Source organism: Kastovskya adunca, assembly GCF_059505785.1.
The window spans coordinates 20355-38232 of the sequence record NZ_JCACLG010000015.1 but is presented as its reverse complement, the minus strand read 5'-3'; the positions used below and the strand labels follow the sequence as shown (position 1 = coordinate 38232).

General features: G+C 49.6%; 10 protein-coding genes. 4 read left to right on the top strand and 6 right to left on the bottom strand.

Annotation, left to right across the window (positions count from 1 at the left end; genetic code table 11):
* Nucleotides 1-110: 110 nt before the first annotated feature.
* The 4 genes from AC5JR3_RS04670 to glpX form a co-directional block, all read right to left on the bottom strand.
* Nucleotides 111-6026, bottom strand: a complete 5916-nt coding sequence (locus AC5JR3_RS04670; protein WP_495843509.1) for a translocation/assembly module TamB domain-containing protein — start codon at nt 6024-6026, stop codon at nt 111-113.
* Nucleotides 6027-6809: 783 nt separating this feature from the next.
* Nucleotides 6810-9968 carry a UPF0182 family protein gene (locus AC5JR3_RS04665; protein WP_495843507.1) on the bottom strand — a complete coding sequence of 1053 codons (3159 nt, stop codon included), beginning with the start codon at nt 9966-9968 and terminating at the stop codon, nt 6810-6812.
* 118 nt (nt 9969-10086) lie between these two features.
* Nucleotides 10087-11373 carry a glutamyl-tRNA reductase gene (locus tag AC5JR3_RS04660; RefSeq protein WP_495843505.1) on the bottom strand — a complete coding sequence of 429 codons (1287 nt, stop codon included), beginning with the start codon at nt 11371-11373 and terminating at the stop codon, nt 10087-10089.
* A gap of 631 nt (nt 11374-12004) precedes the next feature.
* Nucleotides 12005-13042, bottom strand: coding sequence for a class II fructose-bisphosphatase (gene glpX / locus AC5JR3_RS04655; protein ID WP_495843503.1), 1038 nt, complete (start codon nt 13040-13042; stop codon nt 12005-12007).
* A 566-nt stretch (nt 13043-13608) separates the two neighbouring features.
* On the opposite strand from glpX, the gene grxC reads away from it, so the two are divergent.
* The 4 genes from grxC to AC5JR3_RS04635 all read left to right on the top strand — a co-directional run bounded on the left by grxC (nt 13609) and on the right by AC5JR3_RS04635 (nt 16241).
* Nucleotides 13609-13923 carry a glutaredoxin 3 gene (gene grxC / locus AC5JR3_RS04650; RefSeq protein WP_495843501.1) on the top strand — a complete coding sequence of 105 codons (315 nt, stop codon included), beginning with the start codon at nt 13609-13611 and terminating at the stop codon, nt 13921-13923.
* A gap of 173 nt (nt 13924-14096) precedes the next feature.
* The gene (tadA, locus tag AC5JR3_RS04645; RefSeq protein ID WP_495843499.1) at nt 14097-14603 is read left to right on the top strand and encodes a tRNA adenosine(34) deaminase TadA; all 507 of its coding nucleotides are present in this window, start codon (nt 14097-14099) and stop codon (nt 14601-14603) included.
* Between the two features lie 114 nt (nt 14604-14717).
* Complete coding sequence (locus tag AC5JR3_RS04640) at nt 14718-15518, top strand: lysophospholipid acyltransferase family protein (RefSeq protein WP_495843608.1); 801 nt, start codon at nt 14718-14720, stop codon at nt 15516-15518.
* A 252-nt stretch (nt 15519-15770) separates the two neighbouring features.
* A complete protein-coding gene (locus AC5JR3_RS04635; RefSeq protein WP_495843497.1) occupies nt 15771-16241 on the top strand; it encodes a GNAT family N-acetyltransferase in 471 nt (156 codons plus the stop codon).
* On the opposite strand, the gene AC5JR3_RS04630 is transcribed toward AC5JR3_RS04635, so the two are convergent.
* Nucleotides 16189-17139: a sensor histidine kinase gene (locus tag AC5JR3_RS04630; RefSeq protein WP_495843495.1), complete on the bottom strand. Its 951-nt coding sequence runs from the start codon at nt 17137-17139 to the stop codon at nt 16189-16191. The two genes, AC5JR3_RS04635 and AC5JR3_RS04630, sit on opposite strands and share 53 nt — an antisense overlap.
* Nucleotides 17140-17255: 116 nt before the next feature.
* A complete protein-coding gene (locus AC5JR3_RS04625; protein ID WP_495843493.1) occupies nt 17256-17855 on the bottom strand; it encodes an L-threonylcarbamoyladenylate synthase in 600 nt (199 codons plus the stop codon).
* Nucleotides 17856-17878: the final 23 nt, after the last annotated feature.

Here is a 17878-nt window from a genome sequence, read left to right as displayed (position 1 = left end):
AATTGGTATAACTGACTAAAAAAAGTTTCCTTGATCGATATTAAGACCCCGATTTTTTTGAGAAGTCGGGGAGCGTCTCTCCTAGGGATAGGTTAATCGCGATGCAATCCCTAAAACCGATTTTCGTACTCCACTAACGCTCGACTATCTCCTGACAAATCAGTGGAACCGCGCAAGAGAATTTCATCATTGATGCGGTAGCGCAAACCGTATTGGATGGGCTGCTGGTTTGTCAAGACTTTCAGCGCAGAGACAGAGAGGTTCTGACTGAGATCCACACTGGCTTCAGCACCTAATCCCAACGTGGAGCTGCGTCCTTTCTCATTCGTCGTTAAAGTCGGGAAGAGGCGAAATTCACTCAATCCCAAAGTATCACCGATGATGTTTTGCACGCCTCCCAGTAGGGCTGAACCTGCCAAGTTCGCTAAACCCAGAGTGGTGTCTCCTCGCCCTAAGGTATCGATAAAGCCTCCACCTAACAAGGCAACAATTTCTGTTTCACTGCGAGATGGGTCACTAGTGAGTTCGATATTGTCAGCGATGCGGCTGGCTTGACCTTCGACTCTGGCTTCAACGCGAACAGTTTGGACGCGACCCAAGGAGCTTGCCGGAACGTCAGCAATTTCACTCGTCAAGGGATCGGTAGGCATTCTTCGTTGCGTCGCCTCAGCAACTGATGCCACAAGTCTGACATCTAAAGTGGGGTCAAGTCCTTGGGCGGGGCTAAATTCAGCCCTGTTTTCATAGCCTCTTGCTAGACGGAATTGCGTGGTAAAGAGGTTGACCTGTCCGCGTTTGACGCTAATAATTCCGTCTGGACGAATATTATTCAACGTGCCATTGATGAGCAGACTGCCATCGACAAGGAAGTTTAAGATCGGTGCGCGGGTGATCTGAACATCTTCCCCAAGGGTTAGCATCAGGTCATCAAAGGCAATCGGGCTATCGTTTTGTGGAGCTTGCCCAACGGCGGTTCCAACTGGGATAGTATCCCCGCCACTAGTCGGCGCACCTCCTCCCTCTGCCAACTGTATCCGCCCATCAAACAACTCCACTTCACCGCCGACTACAGGCTCTAAGACAGAACCCGTAATCACGGCATCGCCGCGAACACCGCCACTATAAAGACCTTTGAGATTGAAGGCAAGTTCACCGATATTAACCCGCAAGGGGTTTTCTCGCGGTGCAGCCGCATTAGAAATGGGTAGCGTGCCGGATGCGGTGATTTCACCACCGCTAAATGATGATCGCAAGTTTTCCACCCGGATATTATCAAGGTCGAAAAGTATTGTTCCCGTGACATCGGTAAGGGGTTCAGCCAGTGCCTGTGCCTGGATAGTGGCATTTTCTACGGTGGCAATTCCCTCCGCCAAAAGTTCCGTTGGTCTTCCCGCTTCCTCGTCGTAGGTGCCGGAAATGGCAAGCTGAACATTACCCATTCCCTCTACCCAATCGACTTGACCCCGAGAAATGAGGTTGAGCAGCGCTAGTCCCTCGTCTTGGACATCAATGTTGAGGGCAAGTTGGTTGCTATCAGGTGAAACCGTGGCAAAAGGCAGGCGGTAAGGGATGCTGCCGTTGATTCTTAAGGGGTCAGCGTCAGCAACTAAAATTTCGCTGTTGAAGTTGAGGCGGGCGTCGTTGTAACTAAAGCTGCCTTCAGCATCCTGGACTTGAGTACCATCAAGCGTTGCCTGTTCTAAGGAAAGGACGCCTCTAGCACTGGGATTGTTAATGCTGCCGGAGACGGTGGCTGTGGCATTGAGTAGACCTGTAAAATCAATGTCGGCAGGGAAGTTGGTCACGTCCTGAACAAAGGCTTGTAGCTGTTCAATCGGGACGTTACGTACCTGTAGCTGACCGGACTGTTCTTCGCCGCCAATGGTGCCGGAGAAAGCAACGAAACGGAAACGGTCTTCGGGATCTTGGGGATTAGGAATGGTGGATTGGAAGCGTAGGGGGAGGAAGGTGAGGACGCCATCAGAGAAATTACCTTCAGCAATCACTTGCTCTGCTGTGTAAGGGCCCCACTTCCAGTCTTGTCCAGCGATATCAAAATTGGCAGTAATGCCTGTATCCAAAGACCCTCTAACGGCGACAGTGCCTGTAAACGTGCCTGTTGCTTCTTGGAGATCCGGTAAGGGAGAGGAGTCGTCTCGTACTTGACGCTGTTGTGCCAAAAGCGCCTCAATTTCTGAGAGTCGCCGCAACTGCGTTTGCAGGGGCCTTTCTGGCACACCCACGGAGGCAACTTGGAGATCCTCCGCCCTGCCGTAGGTGGGAGGAGTTCCTCCTCGCTGTAGGTCGTCGAGTTCAAAATATTGCAGGGCAGTCAGGACATCCTGGAGTTGTCCTTCTTCAACCCTCAGTTGAGCTACAAATTGCGGCCCTCTAGGAGTTTGAATAAGTTCACCACTGAGTAAGTATTGACCTTCGCCTTGGCGGAAGATGCCATCTTCTAGGGCGACAACACCATCTGAGTAGCGGAAACGACCGGAGAAGGAATCGCCTTGCAGTCCACCAAAGATTGGATCGGCGATCGCTACATTACCCGATGCCTCCCTAGTTCTAAGGTTAATCGCTAAATCCCCAGTCAGTTCCCCAGACAGAGGTTGGGCGGCGATGGGACTTGTGGGTGCCAAGGTTTTGAGGGTGGCAATGGGGAAGTTTTGGACATCTACGAGCAACTGTTCCCCAGAACGGGTGCCTTGGGCGATCGCGTCTTCGCGTTGAATGAAAAAGGCCGTTGGCTGGTAATCTGCTCCGAGTGCCAAATTAATTTGGTCTTGGTCACCACGAAGTTGCAAATTCACCCCGGTTCCAGGTACAGCACTCACCGTCCCTACAAGCGGCGATTCAAACTCTAGACCCCCAGCGGTAAAGTTTCGCAATGCCAAAGACCCATCAATATTTGGTGCGGCAACAGTTCCTTCAAGGCGACCGTCAAAATCGGCTCGTCCTGCCAACTGCACCGCATCCGGTACCGCCGCAGGCAATTGTTGCAGATCCAAGTCCTCGGCTCGCACGTTGAGATCAAACCCTTGAATTGCTTCTAACCCTGACCTTGCCGGATTTACATTCACAACACCGCTAGCATCAAACCCCTCGGCGGTTGCCTGAGCAATCTGCAACTGTTGACCTGTCCAGGTAATGTCGGCAGTGAGGGGACGGTCGATTAAGGCGAGTCCTTCACTAAAGCTCAACTGACCCCTGGCATTAATACTTGTGGGGGACAGGTTATCTAGGGAACCAGAAATATTCAGCCTACCCCCTAAGCGTCCCTCTAGCTCTGGGGAAAACTCGGCTAACTGCACTCCTGTAGGTTCTGCTATCGCGCTAAAGCGACCTTGGGCGAGTTGAATATTTTCTAGGGCAACTGTACCGCCAGCCACTTGTGCCGTTCCCGAACCTGTTCCTTGCAGCGTATTTAGGCTAAAGTCTTCGAGATTACCCGCGATCGCCAAATTTCCGGAAACGGGACCTTGAAGTTGTGGTGGGACGGGGGCAAGTTGACCGAGTTGGACGCTACTCGCATTAACTTGAGCGCGGAAGCGACCATCATCAAGTTGGATATTGTTAGCAACGACCGTGCCTCCGGCGACATTCAAGACTCCTGAACCGCTACCTTCTAGAGTGCTAGGGCTAAAGTCGTCGAGACTGCCAGCAATATTAAAGTTTCCGGTGAGGGGACTACTGCGTAACTGAGCGGGCGCATCTGGCGCGAGACGACCGACGGGGACGCTACTCGTACGAACTTGGGCGGTGAAGCGACCGTTGGCAAATTGGATATTGGGCGCATTAACGGTGCCGTTTCCAATCCCTAGACTGGCGGAACCACTACCAGCAAGGGTGTCAGTGCTGAAGTCTTCTAAATTACCCGCGATCTCAAAGTTGCCGGAGACGGGCCCACGTAATTGGGGCGGCACTTCCGCAAGTTGACCGAGTTGGACGCTACTGGCACGAACTTGGGCACGGAAGCGACCGTCGGCAAGTTGGACGCTTGGTATAGTGACAGTGCCGCCAGCGACATTGAGAGTGGCGGCTCCCCTGCCAGCAAGGGTTTCAGTGCTGAAGTTTTCTAAATTACCGGCGATCTCAAAGTTGCCAGAGACGGGCCCGCGTAATTGGGGCGGCACTTCCGCCAGTTGACCGAGTTGGACGCTACTGGCACGAACTTGGGCACGGAAGCGACCGTCGGCAAGTTGGAGGCTTGGTATAGTGACAGTGCCGCCAGCGATCGCCAAACGGGCTTCTCCACTACCGCTTAGGGTTTGACTCAAGTTTTCCAGATTCCCGGCGAGGATGAAGTCACCCGATACGGCTCCTTGGAAGCGGGGAGGAACTTGTTCTATACGGCTCAGTTGGACGCTACTGGCACGAACTTGGGCACGGAAGCGCTCTCCCACTACCTGTATGTTATCCGCCACGACCGTCCCTCCTGCCGCTTCGATAACGGCGGCACCGACGGCACGCAGGTTTTTGGCATCAGCCAAGGGAGCATTAATCTGGGCAGTACCGGAGACGGTACCAATGGGAACGGGTAGGTCAACGTTGTAGTTGCGCGCGATCGCCCCTCCCGGAACATTCACTGCCCGAACATCAAAGCGGGCGCTCCCTTTATCTCCCAGTTGGATTTGACCTTGCCCGGTAAGCTGACCCCCGACAACAGGCTGGGCTTGAAAGTTATTGAGAGTCAGTAGTGAGTCAACTAAGCGGAAGTTGGTGCTAATGGCGCGAAAGTTCACTCGATCGACTCGTGCCACCTTCGTTGTTGCCACCGAGCCGGAAACAATCGGTTTTTCGATCGGCCCGGTTACCAAGACCTTTGCCTGCACTTCTCCTGCCGCTTCTACAGGCATTTCTTTGATATTAAAGGTCTGTAAAACCTTCGGTAGGGCAACAGAAGTAGTAAGTGCCGAGAGGTTGTACCCTTCCTCGGTATCGACGACTCCATTGGCTACCAGAGGAACTTGACCCAGTCGAGTCTTGACGTTTTCTAAGCCAATTTCAGTGCCTTTAAAGCGCAGTTGTCCGTAGGTATTGAAGAATGGTTGCGGTAACTGTTCAATTCTTGCCGTGACGTTTTCCAGGGTAGCGTTACCAAGAAACAACGTGGGTTCGTCTTCACGCAGTCGCACTTCCAACTCCCCGTCCACTGTTCCGGCTTGGACACTGAGGGGCAAGGGCAACAGGCGGTCTAGAGCCGGGCCATTGAGGTTCTGTCCAGAAACCTGCAAATTGGTTCTGCCGTTCTCCGGGAGGTAAGTTCCGGCAAGTTTGAACTCACCACTGCTAGCGAGTTGACCGGCTAGATCGAACTCAAAGCGTTGGCTATCGTCAGCCTCCACAAAGCGGCGAGCCTTAGCCGTCGGTAGGAATGCCACGACGGGGGAATTCAGTTTTCCGTTAGGCTGACGCGAAACGAGCGCTAGCTCTGCATCTTTAGCTCGTATACTCTGCAATTCAGTGGAGATGAATCCTTCTTCATCTGAGGATTGAATGGCGGTGGAAATCCAACGTCCCTCTGGATCTTGCTCAATGTAGGCATTGGGTTCAACGAGGGTAATATCCAGTTCCAGCGTGCGATTGAACAGTAAGCGCAACGGATCGAATTTGACCTGAACTGCTTCCATCGTGACGCGATCGGGATCGGTGGGAGTCGCCGGAATTTTGGAAGCCCCAAAGTACAAGCTATTAAAGGAAAAGCTTTCTACCTTGCCAAGTTGTACCGGACGATTGAGGGTTTCAGACAGATTCTTTTCTACTAACGGTGCTAGGTCTCGCACGACAAACAGCCACGCCCACGCTAAACCTCCCCCAATTCCCACTAGGGAAAGCACACCCATTGCCAGTCCTACACGCCGCAATCGCCGTCGGCGTGATGAAGAACGAGGGGAGACCTTTTCGCGATCGCCTTCTAAATTCGTTTCCGGTTCATTACCCGGATTAGGAGGAGGGGAGACCTTTTCGCGATCGCCTTTTAAATTCGTTTCCGGTTCGTTACCAGGATTAGGAGGATTAGTCATTTTTATTTCTCCTGACACCATCAATAACAGGCATCAAGTGTTATGCGTGAGTAACTGATTGCCTCGACGACTCCTTACCGTACCATTTCCGATCGCCTGCGATCGCATTCCCTCACACCCGATCGCCTCCGTTTCACTGCCATGATTGCTGAGTGGCTACTATTGACATAGTCAAAACCATCTCATTTCCATGAGTCCTGAGCCGTCAGCGCGATTTGAGATAATGTAATTTAGCAAGTTCTTGTTGTCACTAGGTCACGGACAAAAAATTGTTGGCAGAACTACGTATGGCAACAACTGGAGAATGATAGTCAAAGAATACGTCAAGTCTCGAAACTTTAATGGCTAAAGAAGTTGCACAAATAGCCTTATTTGCAGGTATTCACAGTCAGAACCTGGATTTTTCCGTCTCTCAGCAAGTTTCCGATCAATTTATAAATATTGTAGAGAGCTGACACATCGCAGTTGTTAGCAAGTTTTACCAATTTCACAAGTTGAAACTCCCCAACTCCTAAGAAAACCAAGAATTGAGGAGTGTAGCGGAATGCGATCGCTTTCTTACAGACAGATTTGAAATCGGCAAGGGATAAACACATAGATGCATAAATGGCAAGTAAAAAATTATGCTCAAGAACTGCCTGAACAAAATTGATCTATTTAAACTGACGTCGGGAACTGTCAGTTGGTTGCCAATTAGCTCCCAATTCCCCTCATCTCTATGCATCTACCAAGGCAGCACTTCTCCATTGGCGTCCCAAAAAGTACCGAAGTTTGTGCAAAGAATTAAGGAGGAGTTAGATCGCCCTCCACTGGCCCAGCTGGGATTGCTTCTAATGGTCTGATAATAGCTGGGGGCGTTGCGTCTTCGGGTTGGAAAATCCCATTTAGTGCTGCTTCTAAGGTTTCTGCCATAATAATTCGGTTTTCATAAATGACAATAACCCGTATTAAAGTCGGCAGACTATTTTGTTCAGCCTCTAAGTATACGGGTTCGACATAGAGTAGGGATTGCTCAATCGGAATTACCAAAAGATTACCTTGAACTGCCCGCGAGCCTTGACGATTCCACAGAGAAATTTGCTGAGAGATGACGGGGTCTTGGTTAATCAACGCTTCAATTTGCTCAGGGCCGTAAATTAGCTCCTGCTTCGGAAACTGATACAGCAGCAAGTTACCATATTGAGCGCCATCGGAACGCGCCGCTAGCCAGCCAATCAAATTATTACGAGCAACGGGAGTATAGGGTTGGAGCAGAATGAACTCTTCTGATGCTTCTGTGGGCAGTCTCATGATCAGGTAATAGGGTTCTACTGCTTGGGATTCAACGCCGTATAGTTCCTGGGGAATCCGCCAGAGGTCTTCCTGGTTGTAGAACACTTGGGGATCGGTCATGTGATACGCCAACAAGCGTTCTGATTGGACGCTGTAAAAATCCCGTGGGTAACGGATATGACGCAGTAGCGGGTCTGGCATCGCGTCCAGGGGCTGAAATAAACCTGGGAAAATTTTGCTCCAGGTTTGAATAATCGGGTCAGTGAGATCGGCAACGTAGAATGTCACGTCCCCGTGATAGGCATCAATAACCGCTTTTACGGAGTTGCGGATATAGTTGAACTCGTGTTGACCAGGGTCGGAGTAGGGGTAGCGATCGCTAGTCGTGTAGGCGTCAACAATCCAGTAAAGATGGCTCTCCATCGCCCCAGGCTCGGTCTCATCCGGATCGACGCTGACAATGTAGGGGTCTTGGTCGTAATGCAAGAACGGCGCGATTGTGCGGATGCGCTGATTAATATTGCGCCGGAACAGTACCTTTGTCTGAGGCGTAAAATCCCGCGTAAAGAGCATCTGCCAATCTTTGAGATACTCGGCAAATAAAAGCCTCCGCCAAGGTGAACCAATACCTATACCACCAGCGCCGTAATAGACGGTATAGGCATTTTCATCGCCACTAGGGAAGTCCAATTCCCCAACTCGCGTTGATGTCATCACGTAGGTATTGGTGAGTTCTCCGTAGTAAATCCGGGGATTATAAATGGGAATAGCCTCCCGAATGAATTCACTGGATGTGAATAAATTCCCTTCAGCCGCATCCAACGCGGTGCCAATATCCTTAACGAAATAGGCTGGTAGTCCCGCATTGGCAACTATGTTCACGGGGCTGACGGTAAAGCCATAGCCGTGGGTGTAGATCAGGTGTTTATTTACCCAAGTTTGTGCCTGTTCAGGAACAGACTGATAATCTAGCTCCCTAGCGGCAATATGTACTTGTTGTTTTTCAATCGCTAACGGTTCTGAAGGCACAGTAAAGCTTTCGTCGGGAGTAACGGTTATCTGATCCGCTTCTGGTTCTGCTTGCCTTGCTTCTTGCCCTCCAGTGATGGGACTTACCCCGGTTGCGTCTGCTCTTAGGAGGTAGCGATCGATATCAGCATCAGGAAATCTATAATAGGGTCGGATTTGTTGGAGCTGACGATTGGTTTGCAGGATGGGGCGCGTATCCCACAGGCGGATATTGCGAATCGTTAGCTCGTTGTCTTCTAGGACGGAGGTAGTGAGTGCGCCTTGGGGATTAAAGGTTTCAACCTCAATATCATCTAGGTCAAAGGCTGCCCTGGTCAGGGAAATACTGCGTTCGATGTACAGTCGTTCTCGTGCTAGTTCGTTGGGTTGGACGCCGAAGCGTTGCACAACGGCGGGGGCGATGTTAGTGGCAACCACGCTGACTATCAGGTACAGTCCCAATGCCATCAGCTTGGCTCGACCACTGAGCCTCAGACGATGGAACCAGAAAACAGTTTGAAAGAGCAGGAAGAGGGCGATCGCGGCGGCTAAAATGCTCAGAGCTGTGTTGATGGGTAATTGCGCTCTAACATCGGTGTAACTGGCTCCGTAGGTGACGCCACGGGTGGAATAGAGCAGTTCGTAACGCGAAAGCCAATAACGGACAGCGACCATCGCCGCCATACCAGCCCCTAGCCCGTACAAGTGACGCATTTGCCCTTGAGAAAAGCCGGGAAATTTCCCTTGAGAAAAACTATCTCCTGCTAATAAATAAATCAGGAGTACCGCCACTAAGCTGAAGAGAAATAGCCCTCCTAGCCAAAAGTCCAACAACTGCCACACCGGAATGCTAAAGACATAGAAGCTGATATCGTGACCGAAGAGTGGCTCACTGGCATTGAAGGGAGTGGGGTAGAAATACTGCAAAATCCGACCCCACTGAACAGACAAAACCAGCGCAAAGAATAAGGAAAATACAGCAGCAATCGCCGTTAACCAGAACTGGGGATTAACAATCAGGGCGATCGTAATTACAACCAGCACTCCTAAGGGCCAAATCTGATTGATCCATGACGAGAGAATCAGCGTTTGCAGGGATGTCCAACCGAAGGGAGTGGGTAGTGGCGGCGTAACATTGACGAGGCTCATGTCACGATGCCAAAGGGAAATGGCAATCTGGCTGTAGTGCAGCACCATGAACCCTACCAGCAAGCTGAGTAAGAACACTACAGGAAGCAGCGATCGCAATCTCAAGGGGCCAGAAGCTTCAACATGGTCTTCCTGGAGAGATTTCCGCGTCCCGACTCGAATCGGGCGGGGAATTGTCTGAGGTTCTGCCCGGAGTCCGGAATTTGTCCTGTCAAGGTGCTGGCGGTGGACGGGTTGGGCTTCGGGAAAGGCTCTAGATAATAAACTGGTGTCGGAATACTTCAGCCGATTGGCAAGAAACAAGTTACCGAGCAAAAAGCCAGCAGAGATGATGCTCGCCACAGCCCACAGACCAAACTGGGTTCGCAAGCGGACTAAGAACGCAAATAAGTAACCCAGCTCGTTGAACCATAAGACTTCTGCTATCAGGTGAGACAGCAAATCCCAGCCCAGTAACACCCCTAGTAATAGGGCGATCGCGCGAAAAAGGGAGTTCCTGAAGTATCTGGTCATTTTCGTTTTTCGTCGTTAATTCTTAGTCACTAACTAGTCGTTGTAATTTAGTAGAACGGCTAGTTAGTGGCTAACAACGGACGAGTTGAGGATGTTATTTGGGATCAGGCGATCGCCATTAACTAAATTGCTCTTCAGTATCTAAATTAAAGAGTACTTGTAACGATTGCATGGCGTTGCGTCGAGTTTCGATGTCTTGTTGTGCCCTCAGTTGCACCATTGGATCGTGAAGAATTTTATTAACAATGCCTCGTGTGAGGGCTTCAATGATCTCTTGATGCTTTTCAGCAAATTCTGTGCCGAGGCGGGATAAAGCTTTTTCTAGCTCTTGGGCGCGGATCGCTTCGACTTTATCGCGGAGACAGCTAATGGTTGAAACCGTTTCTAGCGATCGCCACCACATATCAAAGGTGTCTACTTCTTCTTCTAGCAGCACTTCGGCTTCCATTGCCATCTGACGACGGCTTTCCTGGTTTTGGGCAACTACGGCTTTCAAGTCATCAACGTTGAAGGCTTGGACGTTCTCTAACTGATTGACATCAGCATCGATGTTGCGAGGGACGGAGATGTCAAACAGCATTAAAGAGCGATGCGGTTCTAGAATCAATTCTAGTTTTGAAGCGTTGAGCAGCACTTCTGTAGAGGCAGTGCTAGTAAAGACGATATCTGATGTGGCGATCGCATTCATCATCTCTGAGAGGTCGTGCAGTTGCAATTCTGCATCAGGAAACTGACTGGCTAACTCCATAGCCCCTTTTAAGGAGCGGTTTAATATCGTGATGGTTGTTGCGCCTTTCGCCAGCAGATGCTGCACCAACAGCCGTGACATTTTCCCCGCACCAACAATCGCAATTCGGCAGGCGGCTAAGTTCTGCACTTTCATCTGCGCCAATTCCACCGCCGCAGAACTAATGGAAACCGCTCCCGTACCGATGCTGGTTTCTGTACGGACGCGCTTGCCAGCACTCAGAGCTTGTTTAAATAAACGATTGAGGACGCTACCGACCCCTTTATGTTGCTGACAAAGTTTGTGGCAGTGCTTTACCTGCGCCAAAATTTGTCCTTCTCCCAACACCAAACTATCTAAACCCGATGCGACCCGCATCAGGTGCATTACCGCATCTTGGTGTAACAAAATGAACAAATGTTTCCGCAACTGGTCGAGGGGCAGTTGACCAAAATCTGCAAGAAACTGAGTAACTTCCCGCACGCCTTGTTCTGTTTCTTCGGCAACGATGTAAATTTCTAGGCGATTACATGTGCTCAGAACGGCGATTTCTTCGATGTGAGGATAGTTACACAGTTGAGCGATCGCTCCTTCTAATTTGGCTTCTTGAATACTTAATTTTTCTCGAACTTCAACGGGGGCTGTCTTATGGCTCAGACCTACGACTGCGATATTCATGTTCTCTCCCAAGGTTTGTCCTAATCTTTGCGGCTAAGATGTCAAGATATTTGGAATGTAAAAATTTGGGGCAGTTTATCCAGCGTAAATTTTAAAGAATTGAACTTAACAAACTACCCAATAAATATTTGAAAACAAGTTCAATTCTCTCTTTTTGTAGGGGTGTAGGAAATAAATCCTGATAACCAGGCTTGATGTTAGTACTTGCGATTTGGCGATCGCGTTTTCTGCTTTTGAGCGGCAAGTCGGGCGATCGCTGGCTCCTCCCTCATCATCTACACCGTTGAGCGGCAAAGCAGAGTAATTTTTGACTCAATCTTTAGCCTAACAACTTACCTAGCCTTCGGGAGTCCTAAATTTTGTTTTTTTTGTTACACCCATGTTGCTGGAATGCCCACACAACGAACGATCTTGAGTCCTGAGTTCTGAGTTAAGCTCCGGTCTTACCAGAGAAAATCCTGACTCAGAGTGGGAAGGTACGTTATCGTCGCCCGATCAACTTCCTGGGGAAGTACTCGCTTTGCCCCTCAGAACTCTAAATCTATAGAGCTTCAAACTCCCTTTTTGAACGGGGAGTAGAAGCTGACCCCATAATTATTGCCAGTCAGCAATTTTCCTTTTCGGGATGGCTCTACCTCAGTTGGATGTACTGCGGCTGGTCAAACATGTGAATCGTATCGACAAACCGAGCTGTCTTAGACTGGCTAGAAATGACCAAACTCTGAGTCCGCGCGCCCTTGTGGAAGAAGCGCACGCCTTCCATCAAGACTCCAGGGGTAATACCACAAGCGGCAAACAGTACGGTTTCTCCAGAGGCTAGCTCGTCAACATCGTAGACTTTGTCCGGGTCGTTGATATTCATCGATTTCAGCCGCTCGAGGTTGCTTTCTCGGCTTTCACCGATTAGACCTGTCTTCACAACGGCGGGGTCGTAGATTAGCTGTCCTTGGAAGTGTCCACCCAAGCAGCGCATCGCCGCAGCGGAAATCACTCCTTCAGGTGCCGCTCCGATGCCCATCAAAGCATGGATGTTAGTTCCAGCAAAGGCGCAAGAAATAGCCGCAGAAACGTCCCCATCGCTAATTAGGCGAACTCTGGCTCCTGCTTCGCGGATTTCTTTGATCAGGTCATCGTGGCGCTCGCGTTTCATCACTACAACCACCAGTTCTTCGATCGAGCGGTCTAAGCACTCGGCGAGAATCTTTAAGTTTTCGGTTGCTGATTTGTTGATATCAACTTTCCCCTTAGCAGCAGGGGGTGCTGCTAGCTTTTTCATGTAAAAGTCAGGGGCGGCGAACAACCCTCCTTTTTCAGCGATCGCTAGTACCGCCATTGAGCCATTTTGTCCGTAGGCAACTAAGTTAGTGCCTTCGCAGGGGTCAACAGCGATGTCAATCTCAATCAGCTCGTCTGGGTTGCAGTAGCTTTTGGCATCTTCTTGAGTACAGATCCCGACTTCTTCCCCGATGTAGAGCATGGGGGCGTCGTCCCGCTCCCCTTCCCCAATCACGATGCGACCGCGCATGTAGATCTTGTTCATCCGCTCCCGCATGGCTTCTACAGCCACCTGGTCAGCGGTATTTTTTTCGCCTTTGCCCATCCATTTCGCACTGGCGATCGCGGCTTGCTCCACGACCTCAATAATCTCTAAACCCAGTGTATTTTCCACAGAACATTTCCTCTCAACTGCTTTATTTGGCGTGGTTTTGTCTGCCGACCCCAGTGTAAAAGTCTATCAGACCTAGGGTTGCACCCGAAATCTAGTCAAGCACAGGATTGTGTAAAGTTTTGATGCAATTAGTCACGTCAGTCCTCGAAAATCGTAGATACAATCACACTAACTGCCCTGATTTAAACTGCAAAAGTTAGCGGATTTGGAATTTTTCTAGCAATAGAATTAATGAGAAATGTATTAAGATAATTAATTACATGAAGCGATTTTATTAACGGTAATGCCAAAAAAGTTAACGGATTAATTTTAAATTTTAATATTTTTTATTATTTCCAGAACTGTTCATTTACTTGATTTAAGTGGGTAAGCGTAGCAATTTCAACAAATCTCTTCCCTAAAATTCCGCCCTTCCCCAGTTAAGGAAAAGCGAAAAATCTTTCTCCTCTGCTCCTCAAGGGACAAGGGCGATCAGTAATTAGCCAAGAAACAATATCGAAGAAGCGATCGCCAATAACTCAATCTCGATCTAGGCTAGAGATATAGGCAGAATTTATTAATATTCCATGCTGGACTTTCTCAATCCTGTTTTAGGTCGCCATCCAGAACGAAATAAAGCTAACGTCGAAATTTACACCTGGCAGACTTGCCCGTTCTGCATCCGGGCAAAGTTGTTGTTGTGGTGGAAAGGAGTGAACTACACCGAGTACAAAATTGACGGCAATGAAGAAGCCAGAGCAAAGATGGCTGAACGTGCCAACGGACGCCGGAGTGTGCCGCAAATTTTTGTTAATGACACACATCTTGGTGGCTGTGATGACCTCTATCGGTTAGACGGAGGAGGTCAGTTAGACCCAATGCTGGCTCAACCTGCGGGATAAATAGGGTGATGGGAGGATGAGGATCACCCAGAGCAGGGGAGATGAGGTGATGTTAGCGATTCGGGGCGTAGCTCGGTGATGAGGGCACAAAATGATGGGGAATTAAGTGAAACCATAACCTCCAACCTCTTACCTTTCATCCTTCATACTTCACCCTTCACACTTCACCCTTCATGCCACCTCCTCCCCCAGCAATTAATCACCCTCCCTACCTCATCCATCGGCAATGGATGAGCAAGGCTCTTACCCTTGCCCAGGCAGCAGGAGAGGCGGGAGAAGTGCCTGTGGGGGCGGTAGTGGTTGATGGTACAGGTAACCTGGTAGCAGCGGCGGAAAATCGTAAAGAGCGCGACCTAGACCCCACAGCCCACGCAGAAATTCTCGCTCTCCGGGCAGCAGGACAAGCCTTGCAAACCTGGCATCTCAACGACTGCACCCTCTATGTAACTTTAGAACCTTGTCCCATGTGTTCTGGGGCAATAATTCAAGCCCGGCTCGGTTTATTGGTTTATGGAGTGGACGATCCCAAAACTGGCACAATTCGGACAGTTGCTAATATTCCTGATAGTGCGGCTTCAAATCATCGCCTAAAAGTCATCAGTGGGATTTGTGAAGCTGCCTGTCGCCAGCAGTTACAAGCCTGGTTTAGCCAGCGTCGCCAGCACCGTCCCTCCGGCTAAAACATCCCTCTCATGACACCAGCAAAAGTGTCCCCACGGTGGGAGACACTAACCCCTGACAAACTTAAGGTAAGAGTGGAATTAAGGAATAGTTAAAGCACTTTTACCCCAATGATGCAGCTTGACTCCCGCGAAGACACCGCAGCTATGACAAAATCGGCAGAAACGACTCCAGAGTCATCAAAAGAGACAAAAACAGTCCCCGTGACCTCTAGTGTGGCTCACTGGTTGACTCCTATTCTTTATCCTTTCGGTCGTCATATCGTTCTACCGCTTTACTTCCGTCAGCTACGCGTGACCGGGCAAGAGCATATTCCCGCGACGGGTTCGGTGATTTTGGCTCCTACCCATCGCTCTCGCTGGGATGGGCTAATGATTCCCTATGCCGCAGGTAAACCCATAACTGGAAGGGATTTACGGTTTATGGTTAGTGCGGATGAAGTCAAGGGGATACAAGGTTGGTTCGTCCGCAAGATGGGAGGATTTCCGGTTAATACTAAACACCCAGGAATTGGCAGCATCCGTCACGCTGTGGAACTCCTACGGAACGGCGAAGCCCTAGTAATATTTCCTGAAGGCAATATTTTCCACGACAATCAGGTTCATCCCCTCAAGCCAGGAATGGCTCGCATCGCCCTCCAAGCTCAGGCAGGTAACCCTGATCCATCGCTGAAGATTGTGCCGATTAGCATTCGTTATAGTGACCCCTTCCCTCACTGGGGCTGTGATGTCAGCGTTTGCATTGGAGAGCCATTAAACGTCGGGGATTACTCCACCAAGTCAAGTAAACAAAGTGCCAAACAGTTAACCGAAGACCTGGAAGCGGCAATCAAAGATTTGGATGAAGAAAACGCTATGCTGATGCCCTGCCAGCAGCAAAGATCAGAAGGGCATAGTGCTGATGTAATTCGTTAATCGTTCAATTGCTGATGGCGCTCTGGCTCGTCCCTGTTAAGTTCATGCTTCACCCTTGTCTCCTAATGTTAGGAAACACTTACAAAAAAACGAGTTTTGAGTCTCTACCTTTGTTGAATATCGTTACAATTGGCAATTGTAAAGAATCATTGTAGTCATCCAAACTTGGGCAAGCCAAACCCTAAAACTTTTCCTATAAGAAGCTTTTTCTTGGCTTGCATAACATAGAAGCAACAAGGAAATTTGGGAAGCATGGATTGTCGTCATATTCAATTTAGTGACTATAAATCTCAGATTGATCTCAATCAACTCCAAGTGCTATTTCAACTTGGAGCCTTTTGGGCGAAAGATAGAACAGTAGAAGATTTGGGAATAGCGATCGCTAATAGCGAACCCGTGATCAGCGTCTGGAATAAAGAACAGCTGATCGGTTTTGCCAGAGCGACTTCCGATGGAATTTACCGCGCCACGATTTGGGATGTTGTTATCCATCCAGATTTTCGAGGTGCGGGTTTGGGGCAAAAACTAGTGGAAATTGTCTTGAGCCATCCCCGCATGAACCGAGTTGAGCGGGTTTACTTGACGACAACCCACCAACAAAGCTTTTACGAACGCATTGGTTTTGAGAGCAATACCAGCACGACGATGGTGCTATACAACAAACCTGTAGTTAGCCATCTGCCAACCCCTGCTCTACAGTCTCATCACGACTTAGGGGGATAGTGCATTGTATCCGGGTTAAATTTTCGCTCTTGTTTGCCTCAGCAGTGTCTTCCGAGGCGGGTACGATTTCCAAGCGTCCCTGCATCACTTCCACAAGAGCACGAGCGATTAAGAGCGTAAAACCCGGTGAGGATTCTGGGAAACTCCCAGGTGGATATAACTGCAGCTCAGAAGCAGAGGCGAGTAAATCTACAGGATCGCTCCAAACATGGCTAGGGCAGGACGAGTCAACCCATATTTGCACAGACTCAGAAGTTGGGGAAGCTGCCGCCGAAACGTGAATACTACCACTCTCCATTTGAGAAATCGCGGTATCTACTAGAGCGACTAATACCTGTCTGAGACGTCGCGCATCACTCAGGACATACAAATCTGGGTCAGGCGCAATGACGTGTAGCTGAAAGTTGCGATTCGCCGCTTGCATGTAGGTAAGTTGATGCACCTCCTCAAACACTTCTGCCAGTTGTAGAGGGCGAGTTTCTAGCTGGGCTGTGCCATGTTCAGTTTTTGCCACACCAATGATTTCGTCTAAAAGCTTGACCATTTTCAGCGCTGAGGCGTTGGCTTGGGCAACAAATTCCCGCTCTTCCTCAGGGTTGTCACAAAGATCGGACAAAATCAGTTGATGCATCCCAATCAAACTGCTCAGAGGCGATCGCAATTCATGGGACGTTCGGGCAAGAAATCCCGATTTGAACTGGCTCATTTCCCTTGCCATTTGGTAAGCCAGTTGAGTTTGCTTTAATTCTTCTTGCAAGGACAAATCATCTTGTGGATGCGTCTGTTGCGGTGCAGACACAGATGAAGCTGGGGGTTTTTCTGGGGAACGGACAACCCGGCTTCCTACCACCCCGATCCCTATTCCCAATAGTAGATATACCCAATCAATTCCATCCATGTGTTCGCACCATTGTGGATTTTGGATTTTAAAAACTCAGCTAGTCGTATAGTTCTAGCGATTAAAGGCTAGCAAGTCTCAACCCAAACAGTATTACATCCGAACTGATCCTGAATCTATCCCACTCCAATAAAATTGATACTTCCCTCGCGCAAAATTTCCCAACCACTACCCATCCACTTGACAACTGTCGAAGGGACGCCCATTGATGCTGGCTGCTCCGCTTCTACACCTTCTGGTTGCAGCGCTAAGACCTCAGGAAAGGTGGCTGAGATTTCTCTCAGGCTTTGCAAGGGTGGCTCTCCAGAACGGTTAGCACTAGTCGTTGCCATTGCTCCTGTCTGAGACAAAATCATCTGGGCAAGGCGATGATTTGGCACCCGCAGTCCAATCGTTGTCGGCTCGGTGGGATTCATGGCGGGGGGAACTTTATCGGAAGCTGGTAAAACCAATGTTAAGGCTCCTGGCCAATAGCGTTCAGCTACTTGTTGCCAAATCTCCAATTCCTGGGGGCTAGCACTAGCAAACGACCACAACTCCCTAGGAGAGGCTCCCATCAAGATTAAGGGCTTATCCAGGCTCCGCTGTTTCGCCGCAAAAATTAACGATGCTTGCTCCGGTTGTACTGCCAAAGCGGGTACAGTATCCGTGGGAAAGCTCACTACACGACCAGCGATCGCCCCTGCCACTAGGGCATCCATTGACACTAATGTCATCTTTCTTCTGGCAGGAGACTCCC

Excerpts from the sequence above, each read along its gene's own strand:
- AC5JR3_RS04630 (WP_495843495.1), bottom strand. The coding sequence starts at position 17,139 with ATGGATGGAATTGATTGGGTATATCTACTATTGGGAATAGGGATCGGG.
- AC5JR3_RS04625 (WP_495843493.1), bottom strand. The coding sequence starts at position 17,855 with ATGACATTAGTGTCAATGGATGCCCTAGTGGCAGGGGCGATCGCTGGT.
- AC5JR3_RS04665 (WP_495843507.1), bottom strand. The coding sequence starts at position 9,968 with ATGACCAGATACTTCAGGAACTCCCTTTTTCGCGCGATCGCCCTATTA.
- AC5JR3_RS04640 (WP_495843608.1), top strand. The coding sequence starts at position 14,718 with ATGCAGCTTGACTCCCGCGAAGACACCGCAGCTATGACAAAATCGGCA.
- AC5JR3_RS04670 (WP_495843509.1), bottom strand. The coding sequence starts at position 6,026 with ATGACTAATCCTCCTAATCCTGGTAACGAACCGGAAACGAATTTAAAA.
- AC5JR3_RS04635 (WP_495843497.1), top strand. The coding sequence starts at position 15,771 with ATGGATTGTCGTCATATTCAATTTAGTGACTATAAATCTCAGATTGAT.
- AC5JR3_RS04660 (WP_495843505.1), bottom strand. The coding sequence starts at position 11,373 with ATGAATATCGCAGTCGTAGGTCTGAGCCATAAGACAGCCCCCGTTGAA.
- tadA (WP_495843499.1), top strand. The coding sequence starts at position 14,097 with ATGCCACCTCCTCCCCCAGCAATTAATCACCCTCCCTACCTCATCCAT.
- grxC (WP_495843501.1), top strand. The coding sequence starts at position 13,609 with ATGCTGGACTTTCTCAATCCTGTTTTAGGTCGCCATCCAGAACGAAAT.